The following is a 20,133-nucleotide window of genomic DNA, read 5'->3' on the forward strand; positions in this document are numbered from 1 at the left end:
AAGGGTGAGTGCGCATGCCTGCGATCGAGGGCAAGAGGGTTGCCTTCCTGGCAACCGACGGCGTCGAGCAGGTCGAGCTCGACCGGCCATGGGAGGCGGTTACCGAGGCGGGTGGCCGCCCCGAGTTGGTGTCCCTCGAGGCCGGTGACATCCAGGCCTTCAACCACCTCGACAAGGGCGACACCAAACACGTCGACACGGCGATCGACGAGGCGAGCCCGGACTCCTACGACGCGCTCGTCCTGCCCGGCGGCGTGGCCAACGGCGACTTCGTCCGCGCAGACGAGCGGGCCGTGCGGTTCGTCCGCCGGTTCGCCGACTCCGGCAAGCCGATCGCCGTGATCTGCCACGGCGGCTGGGTGCTCGCCGAGGCCGACGTCGTGCGCGGCAAGACGATGACGTCGTGGCCGAGTCTGAAGACCGACCTGCGCAACGCGGGTGCCACCTGGGTGGACCAGGAGGTCGTCACCGACAACGGCCTGGTCTCCAGTCGCAATCCCGGCGACCTCGACGCGTTCTGCGCCAAGGCGGTCGAGGAGATCGCGGAGGGCGTGCACGTCTGATGGCCCGCTTCGGCTACACCCTGATGACCGAGCAGGCCGGGCCCCGTGCGCTGGTGCGCCACGCACACGGGGCGGAGCGGGCCGGGTTCGACTTCGAGGTCATGAGCGACCACTACTCTCCGTGGCTGAGCGAGCAGGGGCATGCGCCGAACGCGTGGGCGACCCTCGGTGCGGTCACGCAGTCGACGGAACGTATCGAGCTCATGACCTACGTGACGTGCCCGATCATGCGGTACCACCCGGCCGTGGTCGCCCAGCAGGCGGCCACCGTGCAGTTGCTGTCCGGCAACAGGTTCACGCTCGGGCTCGGCGCGGGGGAGAACCTTAACGAGCACGTCGTGGGCCGCGGCTGGCCGCCGGTGAACGTGCGGCACGAGATGCTCGTCGAGGCGGTCGAGATCATCGCCGCGCTGTTCGACGGTGGCCACGTCAACTTCGCCGGTGACCACTTCCGGGTGGACTCGGCGAAGCTGTGGGACCTGCCGGACGTCCGCGTGCCGATCGCGGTCGCGGTGTCCGGCGGCCAGTCGGTGCGGCGGTTCGCCCCGCTGGCCGACGCGATGATCGCCGTCGAGCCCGCTGCCGAGCTGTGCGAGGAGTGGGACCGCACCGCGAAGGCCGGCACGCGGAAGATCGCGCAGCTGCCGATCAGCTGGGACACCGACCGGGACGCGGCGATCACCCGCGCGCACGAGCAGTTCCGCTGGTTCGCCGGTGGCTGGAAGGTCAACGCCGAGCTGCCGGGGCCGGCCGGGTTCGCCGCGGCGACCCAGTTCGTCACGAAGGACGACGTCGCGGAGAACATCCCGTGCGGCGCCGACCCGGACGCGGTCGCGGCCGCGGTGAAACCCTTCCTGGACGCTGGTTTCACCGACGTCGCACTGGTCCAGATCGGCGGCGACCACCAGGAGCCGTTCTTCGCCGAAGCGAAGGAACGGATCCTGCCCGCGCTGCGCGCCCTGGGTTAGACCGACTCGGCGAACTCGATCCGGTCGGTGGTCCACATCCGGGAGCGCTCGCTGAGGCTGAGGCCGATGCCCGGCTGGTCGGGGACGGCCACTGCGCCGTTCTCGACGGCCAGCTTCTCGTTGAACAGCGGCGCGAGCCAGTCGACGTGCTCGACCCACGCCCCGCCCGGGTAGGCGGCGGCGAGGTGGACGTGCAGCTCCGTCGCGAAGTGCGGGGCGAGCGTGAGGTGGTGCTGGTCGGCGAGGGCCGCGACGCGCAGGAACGGCGTGATGCCACCGATCGCGGCCACGTCCGGCTGCAGTACGGCGGCCGCGTCGGCGGTCATCAGCCGCCAGTGCTCGTCGACGCTGGTGAGCGTGGCGCCGGTCGCGATGGGGGTCGTCAGGGTGGCGGCGAGCGCGGCGTGGCCCTTCGTGTCGTGCGCGTCCAGCGGATCCGCCAGCCACTGCACGGAGAACTCGTCGAGGCGGCGGGCGTGCCTGCCCGCCTGGACGCGGTTCCACTGCTGGTCCGCGCAGGCGATCAGCGGCACGTCGTCGCCGAGCGCCTCGCGCACCGCGCGCATCCGCTCGACGTCGTGGGACACCTCCTGCGCGCCGACCGCGATGCCGATGCCGCCCGCGCCCTGTGCCAGCGACCGCCTGGCGTTCTCGACGACCTTGTCGGCAGGCACCGAAAGAGATCCACCGGACGTGGTGTAGCACGACACCGCGTCACGATGACTGCCCAGCAGCTTGGCCAGCGAGAGGTTGGCGCGCTTGGCCTTGAGGTCCCACAGTCCGACGTCGACGGCACCGATCGCCTGCGCGGCCAGCCCGGTGCGGCCCGCGGAGGCGCCCGCGGCGACGAGCTTCTCCCGGACCCGGCCGACGTCGTTGGGGTCCTCGCCGAGCAGCAGCGGGACGATCTCCTTGGCGTGCGCGTACAGGCCGGGCCCACCGGCCCTGGTGGCGTAGCTGAACCCGAGGCCCGCGTGACCGTCGGTGGTGCCGAGCTCGGCGAAGAGGAACGCCACCTCGGTCACCGGCTGCCGTCGCCCGGCCGCCACGTGTTCTTCGCTGATGGCGGGACTGAGCGGCAGATACACCAGCGACAACCGGACTCGGTCTATTCGGTCTCCTGTGCGCACCTGGCTAACCCTATCGTGGTGTACATTCGTACTAGTACAGATGTACATCTACCGAAAGTAACACGATGCCGTACCTGTTTCTCCTTGCCGCGATCGTCTTCGAGGTGATCGCGACGAGCCTGCTGAAGTTGACCGAAGGGTTCACGAAGCTGTGGCCGACCGTCGCCACGCTGACCGGCTACACCGCCGCGTTCGCCGCGCTGGCCGTGGCGATCAGGCAGGACCTGCCGGTCGGCGTCGCGTACGCCATGTGGTCCGGGCTCGGCACGGCCGCGATCGTGGCCATCGGAGTCGCGTTCCTCGGTGAGTCGATCAGCCTTCAGAAGATCGCGGGCGTCGCGCTCGTCATCGGCGGCGTCGTGGTGCTCAACCTGGGTGGTGCGCATTGAGCGCCCGGCGTGATCCGGAGGCCAGGCGCCGCAAGATCGTGACCGCCGCCGTGCGGGCGATCGCGGACGTCGGCGTCGGCAACGTCACCCACCGCAGGATCGCCGAGCTGGCCGGGGTTCCGCTCGGGTCGACCACCTACTACTTCCCGACGCTCGACGACCTCGTCGCCGCCGCGTTGCGCGAGGCCATCGAGTACGCGCGCGCCGACCTCGAGGCATGGGCCGACGAGCTGCAGGCGAGCGAGGACGTGCCGGGGACGTTCGTCGAGGCGACGTTGCGGTACCTCGACAACCGGGAACAGGTGCTGCTCGAGTACGAGCTTTATCTCGCGGCCGCGCGGATGCCCGACCTGCGGCCGCTGGCCCAGCTGTGGATCGACGGCCTGCGCGGCATCTGCGCCCGGTTCGCGGGCAAGGACCGGGGTTTCGCGCTCGCCGCACTCATCGACGGGCACCTGATGCAGGCGCTCGTCACCGCCGAACCGGTCGACGTCGACGCGTTGCGCGCAGGCGTCGACCGGCTCGTCGGGGGATGATCCGGGCCGCGGTCACGGGACGAGCAGGAGCACGCTGATCACCAGCATCACCGCGGCGGTGGCCCCGTGGATGCCGTAGACGGCCGTCTTCGGTCCGTTGTTGCGCAGCACGATCAGCGCGTCACCGGCGGGTATGCCGGTGGCGGCCAGCATGAACCAGCCCAGCACGTCGGTCGGCGCGCCGGCCAGCAGGATCAGGATGAAGACCCCGGAGGCGATGTCGCGTACGGCCTTGACGGACAGCCATGCCTGGAAGTTCGGGTCCTCGGTCCGCGTGCCGGGGATGCCGAAGCCGACCGCGGCCTGCGGTGCCCAGAAGGCACGCACGCCGACGAGGATGATGCCTGCGCCGATCAGTCCGGCGAGCACGCTGGCGACGTTGATGAGCATGCGTTGTTCCCTCCCGGTGGTGGCACCCACAGATTTCTAGCGGCGCTAGTGGCGGTAGCAACGATAGTATTATCTCTGGCAGCTTGTCTAGCGTTGCTAGGATGTTGGCATGTCCGCCGTCAACGAGCGCCGTGAACGTGAACGCGTCCACCGTCACCAACTGATCATCACGGCCGCGCGAGAACTCGCGGAAACCGAGGGCTGGGAGGCGGTGACGACACGCAGGCTCGCGGAACGCGTCGAGTACAGCCAGCCGGTGCTGTACAGCCACTTCGACGGCAAGAGCGCCATCGTGAGCGCCGTCGCCCTCGACGGTTTCAGAGAGCTCGGTGCCTGCCTGCGCCGCGCACGGCAGGCCGCCCCCGTCCAGGAGCAGGCCCTGCGCGCCGTCTGCCGCGCCTACCTGGATTTCGCGACCGAGCGGCCCGCCCTGTACCAGGCCATGTTCGTCCTGCCCACCGACCTGAAGTTCGCGAGCGCCGAGACACCGGCCCAGCTACGGGACGCCTTCGACGAGTTCGTCGGCTGCTTCCGCGTGGACAACGAGCGACGCGAACTGTTCGCCGAAGTCATCTGGAGCACGTTGCACGGCCTGGCCGTCCTGTCCGACAGCGGCCGCATCCCCCCGGCGGGCCAGGAGGAACGGCTCGACTTCCTCGTCGCCCGGATCGGTGACCACCGGTGAAGGCCGGGGAACCGGGAGATCATGTGAAGGCGCGGCGTGGTGGGCTTGCGTCACCGTCGGGGTGCTTTGGCATGTTCCTGCTTCGCAGGGCCCGCTTCGCGGGCCTTGGCGCTGCGCGCGGGCTCACTTCACATGATCTGCACGGAATCGATCATCTAGTGGGTGGTGCTCGGCTCGTGCCTGGGCGCGGCAGTGGGGTGCGGCGGGCGGGAGGTCAGCCGTCGTGGCCGGGCGGCGGCCCGGGATCAAAGCGGCGACGGTCAGGGCGAGCAGCGCCGCCGCCGCGCCGATCAGGAGGATGGTGGTGAACGCGGTCCGGTCCGGGACGACATGACCGCTCACCGTCGTGGTCATGGTGGCCAGGAACAGCCCCGTCACCGCGCTGGCGGTGGAGGTGCCCAACGACCGGCAGAGGTTGTTCAGGCTGTTGGCCGCCGCGGTCTGGCTGACGGGGACCGCGCTCATGATGAGCGAGGGCATCGCCCCGTAGGCGAGCCCGATGCCGGACCCGACGAGGGCGGAGCAGACGAGCAACTGCCAGAGCTGGGCGTGCCACAGCGTCGCGAAGCCGTAGCCGCACGCGACGACCAAGGCACCGGCCATGAGCGTCGTCCGCGGTCCGGAGCGGACGGTGATCATGGCCGACACCGGCGACATGGCGATCATGCACACCCCGCCCGGTGCCTGTAGGAGGCCGGCGACGAGCATCGACTCGCCGAACCCGTACCCCGCTGCCGTGGGCATCTGCAGGAGCTGGGTGAACACCAGCGAGCTGATCAACATGGAGAAGCCGAAGATCAGCGAGGCGGTGTTGGTGAGCAGGACCCGCGGCCGCCGGCTCACCCGCAGGTCGATCAGCGGCTGCGGGGTGCGCAGCTCCCACACACCGAACAGCACCAGCAGCGTGGCCGCGCCCGCGAACGAGCCGAGGGTGACGCCGCCGGTCCACCCCCAGGTTCCGCCCTTGGCGACGGCGAGGAACAGGCAGACCAGCGCGGTGGACAACAGCAGCGCCCCCAGCGGATCGAACCGCCCGCCCGGCGGCCGCGCCGTACCGGGTACGACGAGCAGGACGAGTACACCCGCCCCGGCTGCCAGCCCACCCGCGGTCCAGAACAGAACCCGCCAGTCGGCGTACTGCGCGAGCAACGCCGACAGCGGAACTCCCAGGGCGGCCCCGACGCCGAGCGACGTGCTCATCACCGACGTCGCGGAGGCCAGCCGGTCCTTCGGCAGGTGGTCGCGAAGCAGGCTGATGCCCAGCGACACCACGCCCGCGGCGGTGCCCTGCAGGGCGCGACCGGCGACGAACCAGCCCAGCGACGTGCTGAGCGCGGTCACCGCGGAACCCGTGACCAGAAACGCGAGACAGGACAGCAGTATGCGCCGCTTGCCCCACATGTCGGCGAGCCGGCCGACGATCGGGATCGACACCGCCCCCGCGATCAACGTGGCCGTCACGGCCCACGAGGCGTTGCCCGGCGTCGTGTGCAGCAGCGCAGGCAGATGGGGCAGCAACGGGATGACGAAGGTCTGTTGCAACGACACCGTGATCCCTGCGAGGGCGAGTACGGCGACGAGCGTCCTCGGTGGCGATGTCACGGGTTCCGGCTGGTTCACGGGTTACTCGGCCGGCTTGTGGCCGGTGTCCCCGATGCCGTCGCCGGTGTCCGCCTTCTTCGGGACGAACTGCTTGCTGCTGCGACGGAAGGCCCACACGATGACGATCACGACGAGCGCCGACAGCGGCGTGCCCATCGCGATGCGGGCGACACCGAGCGCGCTGGTGTTGTCGTTGATGTAGAGCCACTGCTGGAGGGCGAACCGGGCGGCCAGCACACCGGCGGCGGCAAGGGTGGCGACGGTGTGGGCGCGCAGGACCCGCCGATCGGTTCGCCACCGGTACTTGCCGCCGTGCACGAAGTTCCAGATGACCCCCGTGACCGGCCGGCGGGTCAGCACCGAGCCGAGAGCGATCACGAAGCCCGCGAAGTAGGCCCAGATCCCCACCATGAAGTAGTTCTTCGCCGACCCGGTCAGGGCCACGATCCCGGCGGCGATCGCGACGCCGACCAGGCTGCCGACAGCCGAGGTCCAGCGCTCACCGCGCACGAGTCGGAACACCGTCAACCCCGCCCCCGCCAGCAGGGCGACGGTGATCGTCACCGCCAACGGGAGGACGAGGTTCGCTGTCACGAACACGACGACGGGGACAGCGGTGTAGACGAAGCCCATCCGCGTGCCCATGCGGGCGAGCACCGCCTCCTCCCGGGTGGGCCCGGGGGTGGTCGTGTGGTCGTCGTCCGTCGTGTCCTGTTGCCGCAGCTTGGTCATGGGTCGGTTCGTCCTTTCCGGCGGTGCGCCGGCGTTGGCGAGTGAGGAGGTCAGGAAGTGGCGGCGGCGGAGCGCGTGGACATCGACGTCCTGGCGAACGCGATGGCTTCGTCGAAGCGGGCGCGTTGGGCGATGAGTCGGCGGTACTTCATGACGTGGCGCTGCCCGTTCAGGGTCAGCACCCCGCTCAGCCGGTCGCCCTCGCGGTACAGCGCGACGAAGTGGTCACCGGCAGGGTCGCCCGAGACGATCTCGTGACCGTCGTTGGTGGTGACACCGGCGAACTGGATGCGCGAGCCGTACCAGTCCGACCAGAAGTACGGGACCGTCGCGTAGGACTGGGCATCCGGTGACACCGCGTTGCGCGCGGCGCGCGCCCCCTGCTCGGCGGCGGCGGACCAGTGCTCGGTCCGCATCGAGCGGTCGAACAGGGGGTTGTGCCAGCGGGCGACGTCCCCCGCGGCGTAGATGCCTGGGGCGCCGGCGCGGAGGAACTCGTCGCAGACCACGCCGTTGTCGACGGGCAGTCCGCTGTCGGCGAGCCAGTCGGTGCGGGGCACCGCTCCGATCCCGACGACGACCAGGTCGGCGTCGACCACGGTGCCGTCGGCGAGACGGACGCCCTCGACGCGGCTGGTGCCCTCGACCGCGACCACTGCCTGTCCGCAGCGCAGCGCGGTGCCGTTGCGGGTGTGCAGCAACGCCAGCGCGGTACCGAGGCCGGGCCCGACGGAGCGGGCCAGGGGAGTCGGCAGGGCCTCCACGACCGTGGTCGGCAAACCGCGCCTGCGGGCCGCCGAGGCGACCTCGGACCCGATGAACCCGGCCCCCACGACGACGGTGCGAGCACCCTGGTCGAGGGCGCGGCGAACCGCACGCGCATCGTCCAGGGTGCGCAGGACGTGCACACCCGCCAAACCTTCGGTGCCCGGCAGTCCGCGGGCCGCGGCGCCGGTGGCGACGACCAGCGCGCCGTAGGCCACCTCGTCGCCGCCGGCGTGCACGACCTGGGCGTCCGGATCGAGTCCGGTGGCCGGGGCGTCGAGCAGCAGTTCCACGCCCAGCTCGTCGACGAACTCGGCACGGCTGCGGAAGGTCACCGGGTCGGTCGGGCCTTCGGGGGCCAGCAGCTCCTTCGACAGCGGCGGCCGGTCGTAGGGCAGGTGGGGCTCGTCGCCGATCAGGGTGATACGGCCGGCGAACCCGGCCTTGCGCGCGGCCTCGACCGCACGCAGGCCGGCGAGCGAGGCGCCGACGACAACGAGTGAGCTGGGTCCGGTGTGGCCCGTCGCGGCGCTCACAACCGCAGCCCCAGGGCCATGGTGGGGCAGCCCTCGACGGCCTCGGTCACCTCGTTCTGGGCGTCTTCGGGTACGTCGGCGGACAGCACGACCAGCTCACCGTTGTCGTCCACCTCGAACACGGTCGGCGCGAGAGCCTCGCAGATTCCGATACCGGTGCACCTGGCCCGGTCCAGGACGATCCTCATCGGACGGTGGCCCTCTCGTTCGCGGAACCCAGGCGGACGTGCATGGTCCGGATGCCGGGCACCATGGTCGAGCGCATCCGCAGCACCTCACCGGTGAGCTCGACGCGGTCGAAGCGGGCGAGGAACTCCTCGAAGAACACCCGGGCCTCGAGCCGGGCCAGCGACAGGCCCAGGCAGGCGTGCTCGCCCGTACCGAAGGCCAGGTGCGGGTTGGGCCGGCGGGTAATGTCGAACTGCTCGGCGGTGTCGCCGAAGACGTCCTCGTCACGGTTGGCGGCGCCGTAGAGCAGCACGACCGCTTGCCCCTTCCTGATGGTCCTGCCGCGCAGTTCGACGTCCTCGGTGGCCCAGCGGGTCATGTGCGTGACCGGGGTGACGTAGCGCAGCATCTCCTCGACCGCGGTGGGGATCAGGCTCGGGTCCTCGACGAGCGTCCGCAGCTGCGCGGGGTGGTTGACCAGGGCGATGGTGCCCAGCGCGATCAGGTTGCGTGTCGTCTCGTTGCCGGCGACGAGCAGCAGGTGCAGGAACGCCATGAGCTCGTCGTGGGACAGGCGCTCGCCGTCGACCTCGGCCTCCATCAGGATCGAGATGAGGTCGTTGGTGCGGTCCTGCTCGCGCAGGTCGATCAACTGGCGGAAGTAGGCGGTCAGGGCCCCGAACGCCTCCTGCGAGGTCAACGTGACGTCGGGGTCGGCCGAGCCGACGGAGGCGTCGGACCAGGCGCGGAACCGCTCCCAGTCCTCGGCCGGTGCCCCGAGCAGGTCGGCGATGATGCGGACCGGGACCTTGGCGACGAACCCTTCTGCGTACTCCAGTTCGACGCCCGCCTTCGCGGAGTCCAGCACACCGCGCACGATCGCGCGGACGTCGGGCTCCATCGCGTTGATGTGCCTCGGGGTGAAGCCCTTCGAGATCAGCTGGCGCATTGCCTTGTGCCGCGGTGGATCGGTTGTGATCAGCATCGGGCGCGGGTCGACCGTCCGAGGCTTGCCGTCGGGCATCAGCACCCCCTTCGCCGACGAGAACAGTTGCGGCCGCGAGCCGATGAACTTGATGTCGTCGTGGCGTGTGATGCCCCAGAACCCGCCGTTGGCGCTGGTCCAGTGCACCGGGGAGTTGTGGCGCAGGTCCCGGTAGGCCGGTGCGGGGTCGCCGATGTAGAAGTCCGGCAGGTGTAGCGGGTAGTTCGGCTCCATGCGCGGTTCCCCTTCGGTGGTGGGTGTGGGTGGCGGTGCGCTCCGGCAGGGTCCTCAAGAGCACCTACCGCACAGCTCAGATAGGAGACACACTACACGTAAAATATGACGCCGTCTGCACGTATTTCAGCTGCGGTCCGGTGCTGCCGCCCAAGTCGGCCGAGTGTTGGGGCAGGTGCTCGCGTACATTGTTAGGAAGCGGTGTACACGTGAATTCGCATCAAGCGGCAGCGTGACCCACACTCGGCAGCTCGACGATTGGACGCGGTGACGCCAGCATGACGACGACCCACGGCGATGCGGACACAGGCGGCCCGACCCCTGCCCTGCCTTCCTCGACGGGCCGGGACGGACGAGAGCGGAGCGGGCGCATGACGCGACAGACACTCGAGAACCGGGTCTTCGACGCGATGGCGTCACTCACGCGGACGACGGAGGATTTTTTCGAGCGGGTCGCCGGCGACATCTCGCCCGGGCTGCGCCGCGGCACCGCCTCGCCGCTGTTCGTACTGCACCGGGCCGGACCACTGCGGGTGTCGCAGCTCGCCGAGGAGCTGGGCCTGGACCGGACGACGGTGACGCGTCACCTCGACGACCTGGAGTCCCGCGGCTTGGTGGCCCGGCAACCCGACGAGCGAGACCGGCGCGCGATGGTGGTGAGCCTGACCGCGACGGCCCAGGGCTTCCTCGATGACATGCGGGTGCGCAACCGGGCGTTGATCCGGCGCATCTGCGCGGACTGGACGCGTGAAGAGCGGGCGACGTTCGGGCTGCTGCTGCCGCGCTTCGCCGCCGAGGGCGAGCGGGTGTTCGGCAGCGTGCCGACGTCGGGAACCGTGGGACCTCGTGACCGTTCGCGTGGGACTGGCCGGGGCCCGGTCAAACGGGGGTGAGGCGCGCGGCCGAGACCGAGTTGGTCTGGGCGATCGTCGGAGTCGCGCCGATCGCCCAGGCAGCCGGTGGACACCGCAGGCGCGTCGACGATCCGACGATGCGCGAGCCAGCCGACCCCTGAGGTTTCCGCTGGCTCGGAGACTTTCGAGCGTGGTTCATGAGGATCTGAAGGGGATCTGGTGGGTGATCCGCTCGATCAGCGCCATCGCTGGGAACCAGGGCGTGTCCCGCGGATCTTGATCGCGGTATTCGCGCCCATCTGGCCGCTGGCCGCGTTGTCGGAAAGCCCGAGTACAACCCGGTACGAGGGCCTTCCTCCGCCTTGCCAGCGACCAGATGGATCACGAATCCCATCGACCAGGATCCACGGGACCCGCCCTAGCCGCCGAACAGGGGGAGGATCGACCTGACGGTCTGGTACAGCGCGTAGACGATGGGGATGCCCACCACCAGCCAGGAGATCACCAGGCGCGCGGTCTGGTCGGTCGTCTCGGGTTCGGTCTCGGGCATGTGCCTATCCCTTCGCAGGATCGTCGGCTTCCGCGAACGCGTCGCTGTGCTCGGCCTCGTGGAACCGCACTGCCACCGGCCGGATCAGCAGGTTCGCGACGAAACCGATCGCGAGCACACCGATCATGGTGAACAGGGCGGGCCGGTAGTCGGTGTAGACGAGTTGACCCGGCTTCCCCTGTGCGTCGAGGAAGCCGTTGACGATCAGCGGGCCCGCGATGCCGGCGGCGGACCACGCGGTCAGCAGCCTGCCGTGGATCGCGCCGACCTGGTAGGTGCCGAACAGGTCGCGCAGGTAGGCCGGGACGGTGGCGAACCCGCCGCCGTAGAAGGAGATGATGACGCCGGCCAGCAGCACGAACACCGCGGTGGCGCTGTGCCCGGCCACGGCGAGCAGGAAGTACAGGACCATGCCGACGCCGAGGTAGATCACGTAGGTCGGCTTGCGACCGAGGAAGTCCGAAGTGGACGACCAGGCGAAGCGGCCGGCCATGTTGAAGATCGACAGCAGGCCGACGAACGCGGTCGCGGCCGTGGTGGCGACCGCGGAGGTGCCACCCTCGCGGAAGAAGTCCTGGATCATCGGGCTCGCCTGCTCGAGGATGCCGATGCCCGCGGTCACGTTGCAGAACAGGACCGTCCACAGTAGCCAGAACTGCGGTGTCCTGATCGCGTTGGTCGCCGACACGTGTGCGGTGGTGACGAGTGGTTTCGCCGTCAGCTTCGCCGGGTCGAAGCCCGCGGGACGCCAGCCCGGGGCGGGGACGCGGACGTTGAAGACGCCGAACATCATCACGACGAAGTAGCCGATGCCGAGCGTGAGGAACAGCAGCGCGACCGAGCCGCCCGACGCAACCGAAGCCGAGTCGGACGGGTCGTAACCGCTGTCGTACAACGACATCAGCTGTCGTGACAGGGGAGAGGCGACGAGCGCGCCGCCGCCGAAGCCCATGATCGCCATACCGGTCGCGAGGCCTGGGCGGTCGGGGAACCACTTGATCAGCGTCGACACCGGCGAGATGTAGCCGATGCCGAGCCCGATGCCGCCGAAGACGCCGTAGCCGACGTACACCAGCCACAGCTGGGTGGTGGCGATGCCGAGGGAGCCGATGAGGAATCCCGACGACCAGAAGCACGCGGAGGTGAACATCGCCGCGCGCGGGCCGACCCGCTCGACCCAGGTGCCCATGACCGCCGCCGAGACGCCGAGCATGACGATCGCGATCGAGAAGATGATGCCGACCGCGGTCAGGCTCGTGTCGAAGTGCTGGACGAGCGCGGTCTTGTAGACGCTGGTCGCGTAGGCCTGGCCGATGCAGAGGTGGATCGCCAGCGCGGCCGGCGGGATCAGCCATCTGCTGTAGCCGGGCTTCGCCACCGTGTGTTCGCGGTCGAGGAACGACAGGGCGGCCAAGGCGCACCTCCGTGTACTGCCCGGGTGATGGGGGCGAACCGTACTGACGGCGGTGGTTGAAGGTCAAAGCATTTTGGTTTATGGGCCGATAATTTCCGTCTATCGGACGTAGTTGGTGAGAAGTTGGTCCAGTTTCTCCTGTATGTCGACGCGGCTGGTGGCGTCGAGAAGGGCGCGGGCGAGCATCGGCTCCGGATCGCGGTCGGCGAGGACGAGGCCGACCTGGTTGGTGACGTTCGGCCGGTTGAGCGGCACCACCTTCAGCCCGGCCGGCACCCCGAACAGGTACAACCACGCGTGCGCGATGACGCTGGACCACTGCCCGGTGGCCACGTGGGCGTAGATCGCCGAGACCGTGTCGGTCTCCACCGACGGCGACACCGTGACCCCGGCCTCCGCGAAGTTGCGGTCCAGGATCCGCCGGTTCTGCATGACCGACGACAACAGGCACAGCGGCGTGTCGACCAGCTCGCCCCACCCGACCGAGTCCCGCTCGGCGAACCGGCCGTCGGCCGGCGTGAGCAGCAGGTAGCGCTCGCGGTAGAGCGGTGTCACCCGGACCGTGCCGAGCGGTTCACCGTCCACATAGGTCAATCCGATGTCCAGGTCGAACTCGGCGAGCCGGTGCACGATCTGCCGCGACGACAGCGACTCGATCGAGATGCGCACCCGGGGGTGGTCGGCGAACATCGGCGCGGTCAGCAGCGAGACGATCGTCTGCGCCGTGGGGATGGCGCCGATGCGCAGCACCCCGGAAAGGCCGCCGCGCATGCTGGCCAGCTCATGGCGCAGCGCGTCCTGCTCGGCGAGGATGCGGTGCGCCCAGAGGAGGACCTGCTTGCCCTCGGGGGTGAACCCCTCGAACCGCTGACCCCGCTGCACGATCTGGACATCCAGTTCGGCCTCGAGCTTGCGGATGGCAGCCGACAGCGCGGGCTGTGAGACGTGGCAGGCCTCTGCCGCCCGTCCGAAGTGCCCTTCGCGTGCGAGTGCGCTCAGGTACTCCAGCTGGCGCAGCAACATGGGCAGAGCCTAACCGTGCCGCATCGGCGGGCAGCGCATCGTTGCCACGCGCTGCGACGAGACAAGTCCACGCGGTGAACCTTCCGGGGGCGGCAGGCGTGTGCCACGCCATCGCGTCCCGTCACGAGCAGGGCCGGGGGCGAGGACTCCGCACGCTGCGGCCGGCCGGTCCGTCGCCGTACGTGACCGTCGGCCACGGTTCGCCTGCCCCGCTGCCCGGTGCGGCGCTTCGAGACGAAGTCGGACAAATGCGTCAGGGACCGCTGGAACAGCGTCTGCGGACACAAAATCCCGGCTCGTCCATGTGGGGGAGGAAACATCACGGGTAACCACTCGCATGAGGCATGCTGTCGGAGTGCCGACCGCTGACACCCTGTGCGAGCCGGAACCGCTGATGCGCAGGCTCGGGGAGCGACTGGGCAGCGAGCGGGCCGACGTGCCCCTCAGCGTGCTCGACGAGTGCGTGCGGGACGCGTGGTCGAGCTTCGAGCACGCCCGGGTGCAGCTGTTCGTGCCGGTGCTCGTCGAACGCGCGGTGCGGGCCAGGATCGGCTGGCTGGCCGGGGCGGGCGAGGTGTCCCTGACCGAGGTGTCCCTGCGGACCTGGGCGTGGCTGACCGCTCGCAACCTGCTCGCCGGGGAGCTGCCGCGCCGGTGGGCCCACACGTGGGGCGTGGCGCGGCGGGCACAGCAGATCGCGCCCGCGTTCCCGGCCGGTGACCGTGAGGTGCTCGTCGCGTCGGCCTGGCTGCACGACATCGGGTACGCCGCCGAGGTGACGGTCACCGGGATGCACCAGGTGGACGGTGCCCGCTACCTGGTGGGCCGGGGTGTGCCGTTCCGCGTGGCCGCCCTGGTGGCCCACCACGCGGGCGCGGCCGCGGTCGCGGAGTTCACCGGACTGGCCGAGGCGCTGGCGGTGTACGACGACGAGCAGGGCCCGGTGCGCGACGCGCTGTGGTACTGCGACATGACCACCAGCCCGGACGGCCGCCCGGTCACCTTCCGCGAACGCATGGCGGAGCTGCGCAGGCGCCGCTCCGCCGACGATCCGGTGGTGCGCGCGCTGGCGGTCAACGAGGTCGAGCGTGCCGCGGCGGTCCACCGGACCGAGGAGCGGCTCCGCCACGCCGGGCTCGTGCCCGCGGGCTGACGAACCGGCCGGCGGTTCAGGGCCGGTCGGTGCGGGCCGCCACGACGATCGCCACCCCGACCACCACCGCGACGGCGGCGACCGGGCTCGCCAGCGGCGCGGACAGCGCCAGCGCGACGCCGGGACCGACGTGGCGGGAACGGCCGGGGGAGTGGCCGCGTCGCCACAACTCCGCGGTGTCGGCCACGAGCGTCACGACCGCGACCACCAGCACCGGCAGCAGCACCAGCGAGAAGATCGCGAGGTAGCCGTGCCGGTCGTCGTCGGGCACGACGTCGTGCCCGCTCAGCAGTAGCACGGTCCTGGTCACCGACCAGCAGGTGACGGCGAGCCCGGCGAGGAGCAGACCACGCCGGATCACCAGCATCCGCGCCGGGGTGTGTCCGCGCTCGTCGGCCATGCCCCAGGCTAACCACGGGGCACGCGCGGCCGTCGGGGTTCCGCTAACCGTTCAGGTCGCCGGGACAGTGGCGGTGTCGCGGTCGCGCAGCACCTGGCGGGCGAGCCCGACCCACCACACGAACGTCAACGCGATCACGGTCGGGTTCTTCATGAACAGCAGCACACCCAGGTAGGCCGACCGGGCGTCCTCCGGCAGCAGCCCGGCGACGACGTTCTCGGCGACCACGTCGAAGACCAGGAACGCCACCGACAGCAGCACGCCCTGGATGACCAGGCTCGGCCAGTGCTCCCGCGCGAACGCGGACAGGTTGTCCCAGCGCCAGGACACGGCACGCATGGCGAGCCGCCAGACGATCACGAGCAGCAGCACCCGCGCGGCCATCACCAGCACCTCCGAGGCAACCGACAGCGCGGCCGGGAGGTGCTCACCCCAGTTCACGACCACGATCCGCTGCACGGAGCCGACGAGCGAAAGCCCGGCGACCACCAGGAAATGGCGCAGGTAGAACCGCCACGTCCAGGCCGGCGTCTCGAGCGCCAGCCGAACCTCACCACGCAGATCGGTACTCATCCCGGTCCCTCCCGGTCGGTGAATTTACTTCAGCCTACCGAAATATTCGGCATGCTAAAGTGATGGGCGTGACCCAGCGAACGGGAGGCGATCCGGGAGCGGCGCTCGGCCGCCAGCTCAGCACCGCGGTGGTCGCGTTCCACGAGGCCGTCGGGACCCACCTCGGGGTGAGCGCGGTGGACCAGCGGGCACTCGGGGTCATCGCCGCCGGTGGATCGCTCTCGGCCGGCGCCCTGGCGAAGGAGATCGGCCTGACCCCTGGCGCGGTCACCGGCATGGTCGACCGGCTCGAACGCGCCGGGCTGGTGCGGCGTGCCCAGGACCCCGCCGACCGCAGACGTGTGGTGATCAGCGTGGCCGCGAACGGGCGAGGCGTGTTCGGCGAGGTGTTCGCGGGCCTGTCCGCCGCGATGAACGAGGTGGTGGCCCGCTACACCGAGGAGGAACAGCAGGTCATCGCGGACTACGTGACCCGCACGATCGAGATCCTCCGCGAGCAGACCAGGGAGCTGACCCGCCGGACACAGGACCGGCTCCCCGGTAGCGGCTGATCGGGCCCGGACTTTCCACAAAGAGCAAAGGACGTGCTCTGGTGTCCCGCGCGAAGATCGGGCCGGTTGTCGATCCGGTGGTGTCGCGTTCGACGTCGTTGTGTAATCGGGACGACATCTGACGGAGGACCGACATGACCGCCACCCAGCCCACCACCACGACCGGCACCACCACCCCGGCCACCGGACCGTTCGCAGGCAGGCCACAGGCATGGGCGCTTGGCGCGACCCGGGTCGTGGTGTCGTTCCTGTTCCTGTGCCACGGCCTCGTCGGTCTGTTCGGTGCCTTCGGCGGCATGGACGGCGCCGGTGGGACCGTCGGGCTGTTCAGCTGGCCGGACTGGTGGGGATCGATGATCCACCTGGTCGCCGGCGCGTTCGTGCTGGCGGGGTGGTTCACCCGGCCCGCGGCGCTGCTGTGCTCTGGTGCGATGGCCTACGCCTACTTCACCGTCCACCAGCCGCTCGCGCTGCTGCCACTGCCCAACGGCGGCGAGCCCGCCGCGCTGTTCGCGTGGATCTTCCTGCTGATCGGCATCGCGGGCCCCGGCGCGTTCGCCCTGGACCGGCTGCGCCGCCGCCACTCGTGACGAAGGGGTCCGCGCACGGCGACCAGGGTGTGGACAGGTCGCCGTGCGCCGGTCGAGTACCCCCCGCGGCGCGGATCCACAACGACGAAATCCCTACTGGGTGATTCTGATCGGGTTCACGATGTCGGCGGTGACCGTCAGCAGCAGGACGGCGCCGCCGATCATCACCAGCACCATCGTGATGCCCGACAGCCTGGTGTAGTCGACCGGCGCGGCGGCGGTCTTGCCACGCCGGTCGCGCAGCCAGTTGCGGACGTGCTCGTACCACGTGACCGCGATGTGCCCGCCGTCCAGCGGCAGCAGCGGCAGCAGGTTGAACACGCCCATGAAGAAGTTCAGCCCCGCCAGCAGGAGCAGGAACACCTGCCACAGCCCGGCTTCGACGGCCTCACCGCCGATGCGGCTCGCACCCACCACGCTGACCGGGGTCTCCGGGTCGCGTTCACCGCCGAAGATCGCCTCGACGACCGCCGGGATGCGTTGCGGGAACTCGACGAGCCTCGCGAAGGTCTGGGTGAACATCTCGCCCGCGAACGTCGCGGTGCCGCCGACCGCGGACCACGCCGTGTAGTCGAACGAGCGGGTCGCCATGACTCCCGCGACCCCGACCTGAGCCACGCCGGCCGCACCGTCGGAGGTCGTGACCGGACGGTCCACCTGGGGGACGTCGACGGTCAGCCGGAGCGTTTCGTCACCGCGCCGAACCACGAACGCGGTCGGACCGTCCGCGCGCTGGATCTCCTCGACCATCGCGCTCCACGTCGACGTCGCCACCCCGCCGACGGACAGCACCTCGTCGCCGGGCCGCAGTCCCGCCGCCTGCGCGGGCCCGGTCTCGCCCGGCCCGCACGCCGAGTTCGCGAGCTGCTCGGAGGTCGTCGCGTCGTGCACACACGCGGAAACCTGGGACACGACGGGCTTCTCGGCGAGGTTCGGCAGGCCGAACGTCACGGCCATCACGTAGAGGACGACGAAGCCGAGCAGGAAGTGGGTGAACGGCCCGGTCGCCATGACGACCGTGCGCTTCCACGTCTTCTGCCGCCACATGGCGCGCCGCTCGTCCTCGGGGCCGACCTCGTCGAGCGCGGTCATCCCGGCGATCTCACAGAACCCGCCGACCGGGATCGCCTTGAGCCCGTACTCGGTCTCGCCCCGCCGGAACGACCAGATCCGGGGCCCGAACCCGACGAAGTACCTGCGCACCTTCATGCCGAACGCCTTCGCGGTCAGCAGGTGGCCCGCCTCGTGCAGGGCCAGCGAAACACCCACGCACAACGCGAAAAGCACCACGCCGATGATGTACGCGAGCACATCCACCCCTCTCGCCTGCCGTCCCGGCGAGCCTACGCAGGACGCGTAAAGCGGCTGTTCAGGCCGGTTGTCGCAGGCAGACCAGGTCCGGGTCGGCATGGTTTCGCGCGGATCAACGGAACCTCAGGGGACCCTCACTGCACCCGGCAACGATCCACCGCTTCTCTGCACCATTCGCCGGAACGCGACCGACACCCTTGTCCCGGGCACTAGCCGGCGAGCACGTCCAGCACCTGCTGACCGAACTTCGCGAGCTTGTTCTCGCCGACGCCGCTGATCGTGCCCAGTTCGGCGAGGGTGCCGGGGTTCTCGGTGGCGATCTGGCGGAGGGTGGCGTCGTGGAAGATCACGTAGGCCGGGACGCCCTGTTCCTTCGCGGTGGCGGCGCGCCAGGCGCGTAGCTTCTCGAAGACGGGCTGGGTCTCCGGGGACAGTTCCTGTTGGGGTGCCCTGGTCCGGGCCGGTTTGGCCGCGCGTTTCGGTTCCTGCCGCAGGCGCACCTCACGCTTGCGGGCGAGCACGTCGGCGCTCGCCTCGGTCAGCACCAGCGTGCCGTGGTCGCCCTCGACGGTCAGCAGGCCCTGCGCCAGCAGTTGGCGGATCACGCCGCGCCACACCGGTTCCGCGAGTTCGGTGCCGACGCCGAACACCGTGAGTGACTCGTGGCCGAACTGCTGGATCTTCGCGGTCTGGCGGCCGAGCAGGATGTCGACGATGTGGCCGACGCCGAACTTCTGGCGGCGTTCCCGGTCGAGCCGGTACACCGCGGACAGCACCTTCTGCGCCGCGATCGTGCCGTCCCACGCCTCCGGCGGGCTCAGGCACGTGTCGCAGTTGCCGCACGGGGTGCTGTCCTGCCCGAAGTAGTTCAGCAGTTGCACGCGACGGCACTCGACCGTCTCGCACAGGGCCAGCATCGCGTCGAGGTGGGTGCCGAGGCGGCGGCGGTGCGCGTCGTCGCCCTCCGACGTGGCGATCATCTTGCGCTGCTGCACCACGTCCTGCAGCCCGTACGCGAGCCACGCCGTCGACGGCTGGCCGTCCCGGCCCGCCCTCCCGGTCTCCTGGTAGTAGCCCTCCACCGACTTCGGCAGATCGAGATGCGCGACGAACCGCACGTCCGGCTTGTCGATGCCCATGCCGAACGCGATGGTCGCCACCACCACGAGGCCGTCCTCGCGCAGGAACCGGGCCTGGTTGCGTGCGCGGGTGCGCGCGTCGAGACCCGCGTGGTAAGGCAGCGCCTCGATCCCGTTGTCCGACAGGAACTGCGCGGTACGTTCCGTCGACGCCCGCGACAGGCAGTAGACGATGCCGGCGTCGCCCTTGTGCTCGGTGGTGAGCAGTTCGAGCAACTGTTGTTCCGGGCGGTTCTTGGCCACGATCCGGTACTGGATGTTGGGCCGGTCGAAGCTCGACACGAACTGCAGCGCGTCGTCCAGGTTCAGCCGGTGCGCGATCTCCTTGCGGGTCGCGGCCGTCGCGGTCGCCGTCAGCGCGATCCTCGGCACCGATGGCCACCGCTCGTGCAGCCGCGACAGCTCCAGGTAGTCCGGGCGGAAGTCGTGGCCCCACTGCGCCACACAGTGCGCCTCGTCGATGGCGAACAGCGCGATCTTGCCGCGGTCGAGCAGCCGCAGCGTCGACTCCACCTTCAGCCGTTCCGGCGCCAGGTACAGCAGGTCGAGCTCGCCGGCCAGGAACGCCTCCTCGACCTCGTGCCGCCGGCCGAAGTCCTGCGTCGAGTTGAGGAAGCCCGCCCGTACGCCGAGCGCCATGAGCGCGTCGACCTGGTCCTGCATCAGCGCGATCAGCGGTGACACCACGATGCCGGTGCCGGGCCGCACCAGCGCCGGGATCTGATAGCACAGCGACTTGCCGCCACCGGTCGGCATCAGCACCAGCGCGTCGCCGCCGTCGACGACGTGTTCGATGATCTCCTGCTGGTTCCCCCGGAACGCGTCGTAGCCGAACACGCGGCGCAGCGTGTCCAGGGCGGGCTGGGTCGTGGTGTCCGGGAGAGTCACGGGG

General features: G+C 70.1%; 23 protein-coding genes. 9 read left to right on the forward strand and 14 right to left on the reverse strand.

Annotated features, from left to right (window positions below):
* Window positions 1-14 precede the first annotated feature (14 nt).
* Both ACFPCV_RS29385 and ACFPCV_RS29390 read left to right on the forward strand, forming a co-directional pair.
* Window positions 15-563: a type 1 glutamine amidotransferase domain-containing protein gene (locus ACFPCV_RS29385; protein ID WP_378059623.1), complete on the forward strand. Its 549-nt coding sequence runs from the start codon at window positions 15-17 to the stop codon at window positions 561-563.
* Complete coding sequence (locus ACFPCV_RS29390; RefSeq protein WP_378059624.1) at window positions 563-1,531, forward strand: TIGR03557 family F420-dependent LLM class oxidoreductase; 969 nt, start codon at window positions 563-565, stop codon at window positions 1,529-1,531. Before ACFPCV_RS29385 ends, ACFPCV_RS29390 begins: the two co-directional genes overlap by 1 nt.
* Here the strand turns inward: ACFPCV_RS29390 and ACFPCV_RS29395 are convergent.
* Entirely contained in the window at window positions 1,528-2,709 is a 1,182-nt protein-coding gene (locus tag ACFPCV_RS29395; RefSeq protein ID WP_417281558.1) for an L-talarate/galactarate dehydratase, read from the reverse strand. The genes ACFPCV_RS29390 and ACFPCV_RS29395 overlap by 4 nt on opposite strands.
* Window positions 2,710-2,726: 17 nt before the next feature.
* Here ACFPCV_RS29395 and ACFPCV_RS29400 point away from each other — a divergent pair, with 17 nt between their 5' ends.
* Window positions 2,727-3,050, forward strand: a complete 324-nt coding sequence (locus tag ACFPCV_RS29400) for a DMT family transporter (RefSeq protein WP_378059625.1) — start codon at window positions 2,727-2,729, stop codon at window positions 3,048-3,050.
* Window positions 3,047-3,586 carry a TetR/AcrR family transcriptional regulator gene (locus ACFPCV_RS29405; RefSeq protein ID WP_378059626.1) on the forward strand — a complete coding sequence of 180 codons (540 nt, stop codon included), beginning with the start codon at window positions 3,047-3,049 and terminating at the stop codon, window positions 3,584-3,586. The genes ACFPCV_RS29400 and ACFPCV_RS29405 overlap by 4 nt, the downstream gene beginning before the upstream one ends.
* 12 nt (window positions 3,587-3,598) lie before the next feature.
* Here the strand turns inward: ACFPCV_RS29405 and ACFPCV_RS29410 are convergent, their stop codons facing one another.
* Window positions 3,599-3,976, reverse strand: a complete 378-nt coding sequence (locus ACFPCV_RS29410; protein WP_378059627.1) for a DUF4267 domain-containing protein — start codon at window positions 3,974-3,976, stop codon at window positions 3,599-3,601.
* Window positions 3,977-4,085: 109 nt separating this feature from the next.
* On the opposite strand from ACFPCV_RS29410, the gene ACFPCV_RS29415 reads away from it, so the two are divergent.
* Window positions 4,086-4,661 carry a TetR/AcrR family transcriptional regulator gene (locus ACFPCV_RS29415; RefSeq protein WP_378059628.1) on the forward strand — a complete coding sequence of 192 codons (576 nt, stop codon included), beginning with the start codon at window positions 4,086-4,088 and terminating at the stop codon, window positions 4,659-4,661.
* 123 nt (window positions 4,662-4,784) lie between these two features.
* On the opposite strand, the gene ACFPCV_RS29420 is transcribed toward ACFPCV_RS29415, so the two are convergent.
* From ACFPCV_RS29420 to ACFPCV_RS29440, 5 genes are read right to left on the reverse strand one after another with little or no spacing between them, the layout of a single operon-like run.
* On the reverse strand, window positions 4,785-6,263 hold the full coding sequence (locus ACFPCV_RS29420) for an MFS transporter (RefSeq protein ID WP_378059629.1): 1,479 nt from the start codon (window positions 6,261-6,263) through the stop codon (window positions 4,785-4,787).
* Between the two features lie 21 nt (window positions 6,264-6,284).
* Window positions 6,285-6,995 (reverse strand): DUF3159 domain-containing protein, encoded by a 711-nt coding sequence (locus tag ACFPCV_RS29425; RefSeq protein ID WP_378059630.1) that lies wholly within the window; start codon window positions 6,993-6,995, stop codon window positions 6,285-6,287.
* A 50-nt stretch (window positions 6,996-7,045) separates the two neighbouring features.
* Window positions 7,046-8,296 (reverse strand): NAD(P)/FAD-dependent oxidoreductase, encoded by a 1,251-nt coding sequence (locus ACFPCV_RS29430; protein ID WP_378059631.1) that lies wholly within the window; start codon window positions 8,294-8,296, stop codon window positions 7,046-7,048.
* The gene (locus ACFPCV_RS29435; RefSeq protein ID WP_378059632.1) at window positions 8,293-8,484 is read right to left on the reverse strand and encodes a ferredoxin; all 192 of its coding nucleotides are present in this window, start codon (window positions 8,482-8,484) and stop codon (window positions 8,293-8,295) included. Before ACFPCV_RS29435 ends, ACFPCV_RS29430 begins: the two co-directional genes overlap by 4 nt.
* Window positions 8,481-9,683 carry a cytochrome P450 gene (locus ACFPCV_RS29440; protein WP_378059633.1) on the reverse strand — a complete coding sequence of 401 codons (1,203 nt, stop codon included), beginning with the start codon at window positions 9,681-9,683 and terminating at the stop codon, window positions 8,481-8,483. The genes ACFPCV_RS29435 and ACFPCV_RS29440 overlap by 4 nt, the downstream gene beginning before the upstream one ends.
* A 371-nt stretch (window positions 9,684-10,054) precedes the next feature.
* Here ACFPCV_RS29440 and ACFPCV_RS29445 point away from each other — a divergent pair, with 371 nt between their 5' ends.
* Complete coding sequence (locus tag ACFPCV_RS29445) at window positions 10,055-10,576, forward strand: MarR family winged helix-turn-helix transcriptional regulator (RefSeq protein ID WP_378059634.1); 522 nt, start codon at window positions 10,055-10,057, stop codon at window positions 10,574-10,576.
* 379 nt (window positions 10,577-10,955) lie between these two features.
* On the opposite strand, the gene ACFPCV_RS29450 is transcribed toward ACFPCV_RS29445, so the two are convergent.
* From ACFPCV_RS29450 to ACFPCV_RS29460, 3 genes are all read right to left on the reverse strand, one after another.
* Window positions 10,956-11,087: an MFS transporter small subunit gene (locus tag ACFPCV_RS29450; RefSeq protein WP_378059635.1), complete on the reverse strand. Its 132-nt coding sequence runs from the start codon at window positions 11,085-11,087 to the stop codon at window positions 10,956-10,958.
* Window positions 11,088-11,091: 4 nt separating this feature from the next.
* Window positions 11,092-12,501 carry an OFA family MFS transporter gene (locus ACFPCV_RS29455; RefSeq protein ID WP_378059636.1) on the reverse strand — a complete coding sequence of 470 codons (1,410 nt, stop codon included), beginning with the start codon at window positions 12,499-12,501 and terminating at the stop codon, window positions 11,092-11,094.
* A 99-nt stretch (window positions 12,502-12,600) separates the two neighbouring features.
* The gene (locus ACFPCV_RS29460) at window positions 12,601-13,524 is read right to left on the reverse strand and encodes a LysR family transcriptional regulator (protein ID WP_378059637.1); all 924 of its coding nucleotides are present in this window, start codon (window positions 13,522-13,524) and stop codon (window positions 12,601-12,603) included.
* 355 nt (window positions 13,525-13,879) lie between these two features.
* On the opposite strand from ACFPCV_RS29460, the gene ACFPCV_RS29465 reads away from it, so the two are divergent.
* Window positions 13,880-14,677 (forward strand): three-helix bundle dimerization domain-containing protein, encoded by a 798-nt coding sequence (locus tag ACFPCV_RS29465; RefSeq protein ID WP_378059638.1) that lies wholly within the window; start codon window positions 13,880-13,882, stop codon window positions 14,675-14,677.
* 16 nt (window positions 14,678-14,693) lie between these two features.
* Here the strand turns inward: ACFPCV_RS29465 and ACFPCV_RS29470 are convergent, their stop codons facing one another.
* Entirely contained in the window at window positions 14,694-15,077 is a 384-nt protein-coding gene (locus tag ACFPCV_RS29470; RefSeq protein ID WP_378059639.1) for a hypothetical protein, read from the reverse strand.
* 51 nt (window positions 15,078-15,128) lie between these two features.
* Complete coding sequence (locus ACFPCV_RS29475; RefSeq protein WP_378059640.1) at window positions 15,129-15,650, reverse strand: hypothetical protein; 522 nt, start codon at window positions 15,648-15,650, stop codon at window positions 15,129-15,131.
* Between the two features lie 68 nt (window positions 15,651-15,718).
* Between ACFPCV_RS29475 and ACFPCV_RS29480 the strand changes: the two genes are divergently transcribed.
* Together ACFPCV_RS29480 and ACFPCV_RS29485 are read left to right on the forward strand one after the other, a co-directional pair.
* Window positions 15,719-16,201 (forward strand): MarR family winged helix-turn-helix transcriptional regulator, encoded by a 483-nt coding sequence (locus ACFPCV_RS29480; RefSeq protein ID WP_378059641.1) that lies wholly within the window; start codon window positions 15,719-15,721, stop codon window positions 16,199-16,201.
* A gap of 134 nt (window positions 16,202-16,335) precedes the next feature.
* Complete coding sequence (locus tag ACFPCV_RS29485) at window positions 16,336-16,791, forward strand: DoxX family protein (RefSeq protein ID WP_378059642.1); 456 nt, start codon at window positions 16,336-16,338, stop codon at window positions 16,789-16,791.
* Between the two features lie 93 nt (window positions 16,792-16,884).
* Here ACFPCV_RS29485 and ACFPCV_RS29490 read toward each other — a convergent pair whose 3' ends face one another.
* Both ACFPCV_RS29490 and recQ read right to left on the reverse strand, forming a co-directional pair.
* On the reverse strand, window positions 16,885-18,102 hold the full coding sequence (locus ACFPCV_RS29490; protein ID WP_378059643.1) for a M50 family metallopeptidase: 1,218 nt from the start codon (window positions 18,100-18,102) through the stop codon (window positions 16,885-16,887).
* 209 nt (window positions 18,103-18,311) lie between these two features.
* Entirely contained in the window at window positions 18,312-20,129 is a 1,818-nt protein-coding gene (gene recQ, locus ACFPCV_RS29495) for a DNA helicase RecQ (protein WP_378059644.1), read from the reverse strand.
* Window positions 20,130-20,133: the final 4 nt, after the last annotated feature.

The sequence above is a fragment of the Actinophytocola glycyrrhizae genome (genome assembly GCF_042653545.1).
GTDB classification, from domain to species: Bacteria; Actinomycetota; Actinomycetes; order Mycobacteriales; family Pseudonocardiaceae; genus Actinophytocola; species Actinophytocola glycyrrhizae.

What these genes read in the sequence shown, in the direction of transcription:
- ACFPCV_RS29390 (WP_378059624.1), top strand. Translation starts at nt 563, where the DNA reads ATGGCCCGCTTCGGCTACACCCTGATGACCGAGCAGGCCGGGCCCCGT.
- ACFPCV_RS29415 (WP_378059628.1), top strand. Translation starts at nt 4,086, where the DNA reads ATGTCCGCCGTCAACGAGCGCCGTGAACGTGAACGCGTCCACCGTCAC.
- ACFPCV_RS29440 (WP_378059633.1), bottom strand. Translation starts at nt 9,683, where the DNA reads ATGGAGCCGAACTACCCGCTACACCTGCCGGACTTCTACATCGGCGAC.
- ACFPCV_RS29400 (WP_378059625.1), top strand. Translation starts at nt 2,727, where the DNA reads ATGCCGTACCTGTTTCTCCTTGCCGCGATCGTCTTCGAGGTGATCGCG.
- ACFPCV_RS29395 (WP_417281558.1), bottom strand. Translation starts at nt 2,709, where the DNA reads ATGTACATCTGTACTAGTACGAATGTACACCACGATAGGGTTAGCCAG.
- ACFPCV_RS29385 (WP_378059623.1), top strand. Translation starts at nt 15, where the DNA reads ATGCCTGCGATCGAGGGCAAGAGGGTTGCCTTCCTGGCAACCGACGGC.
- ACFPCV_RS29445 (WP_378059634.1), top strand. Translation starts at nt 10,055, where the DNA reads ATGACGCGACAGACACTCGAGAACCGGGTCTTCGACGCGATGGCGTCA.
- ACFPCV_RS29460 (WP_378059637.1), bottom strand. Translation starts at nt 13,524, where the DNA reads ATGTTGCTGCGCCAGCTGGAGTACCTGAGCGCACTCGCACGCGAAGGG.
- ACFPCV_RS29475 (WP_378059640.1), bottom strand. Translation starts at nt 15,650, where the DNA reads ATGAGTACCGATCTGCGTGGTGAGGTTCGGCTGGCGCTCGAGACGCCG.
- ACFPCV_RS29450 (WP_378059635.1), bottom strand. Translation starts at nt 11,087, where the DNA reads ATGCCCGAGACCGAACCCGAGACGACCGACCAGACCGCGCGCCTGGTG.
- ACFPCV_RS29410 (WP_378059627.1), bottom strand. Translation starts at nt 3,976, where the DNA reads ATGCTCATCAACGTCGCCAGCGTGCTCGCCGGACTGATCGGCGCAGGC.
- ACFPCV_RS29435 (WP_378059632.1), bottom strand. Translation starts at nt 8,484, where the DNA reads ATGAGGATCGTCCTGGACCGGGCCAGGTGCACCGGTATCGGAATCTGC.
- ACFPCV_RS29470 (WP_378059639.1), bottom strand. Translation starts at nt 15,077, where the DNA reads ATGGCCGACGAGCGCGGACACACCCCGGCGCGGATGCTGGTGATCCGG.
- ACFPCV_RS29425 (WP_378059630.1), bottom strand. Translation starts at nt 6,995, where the DNA reads ATGACCAAGCTGCGGCAACAGGACACGACGGACGACGACCACACGACC.
- ACFPCV_RS29485 (WP_378059642.1), top strand. Translation starts at nt 16,336, where the DNA reads ATGACCGCCACCCAGCCCACCACCACGACCGGCACCACCACCCCGGCC.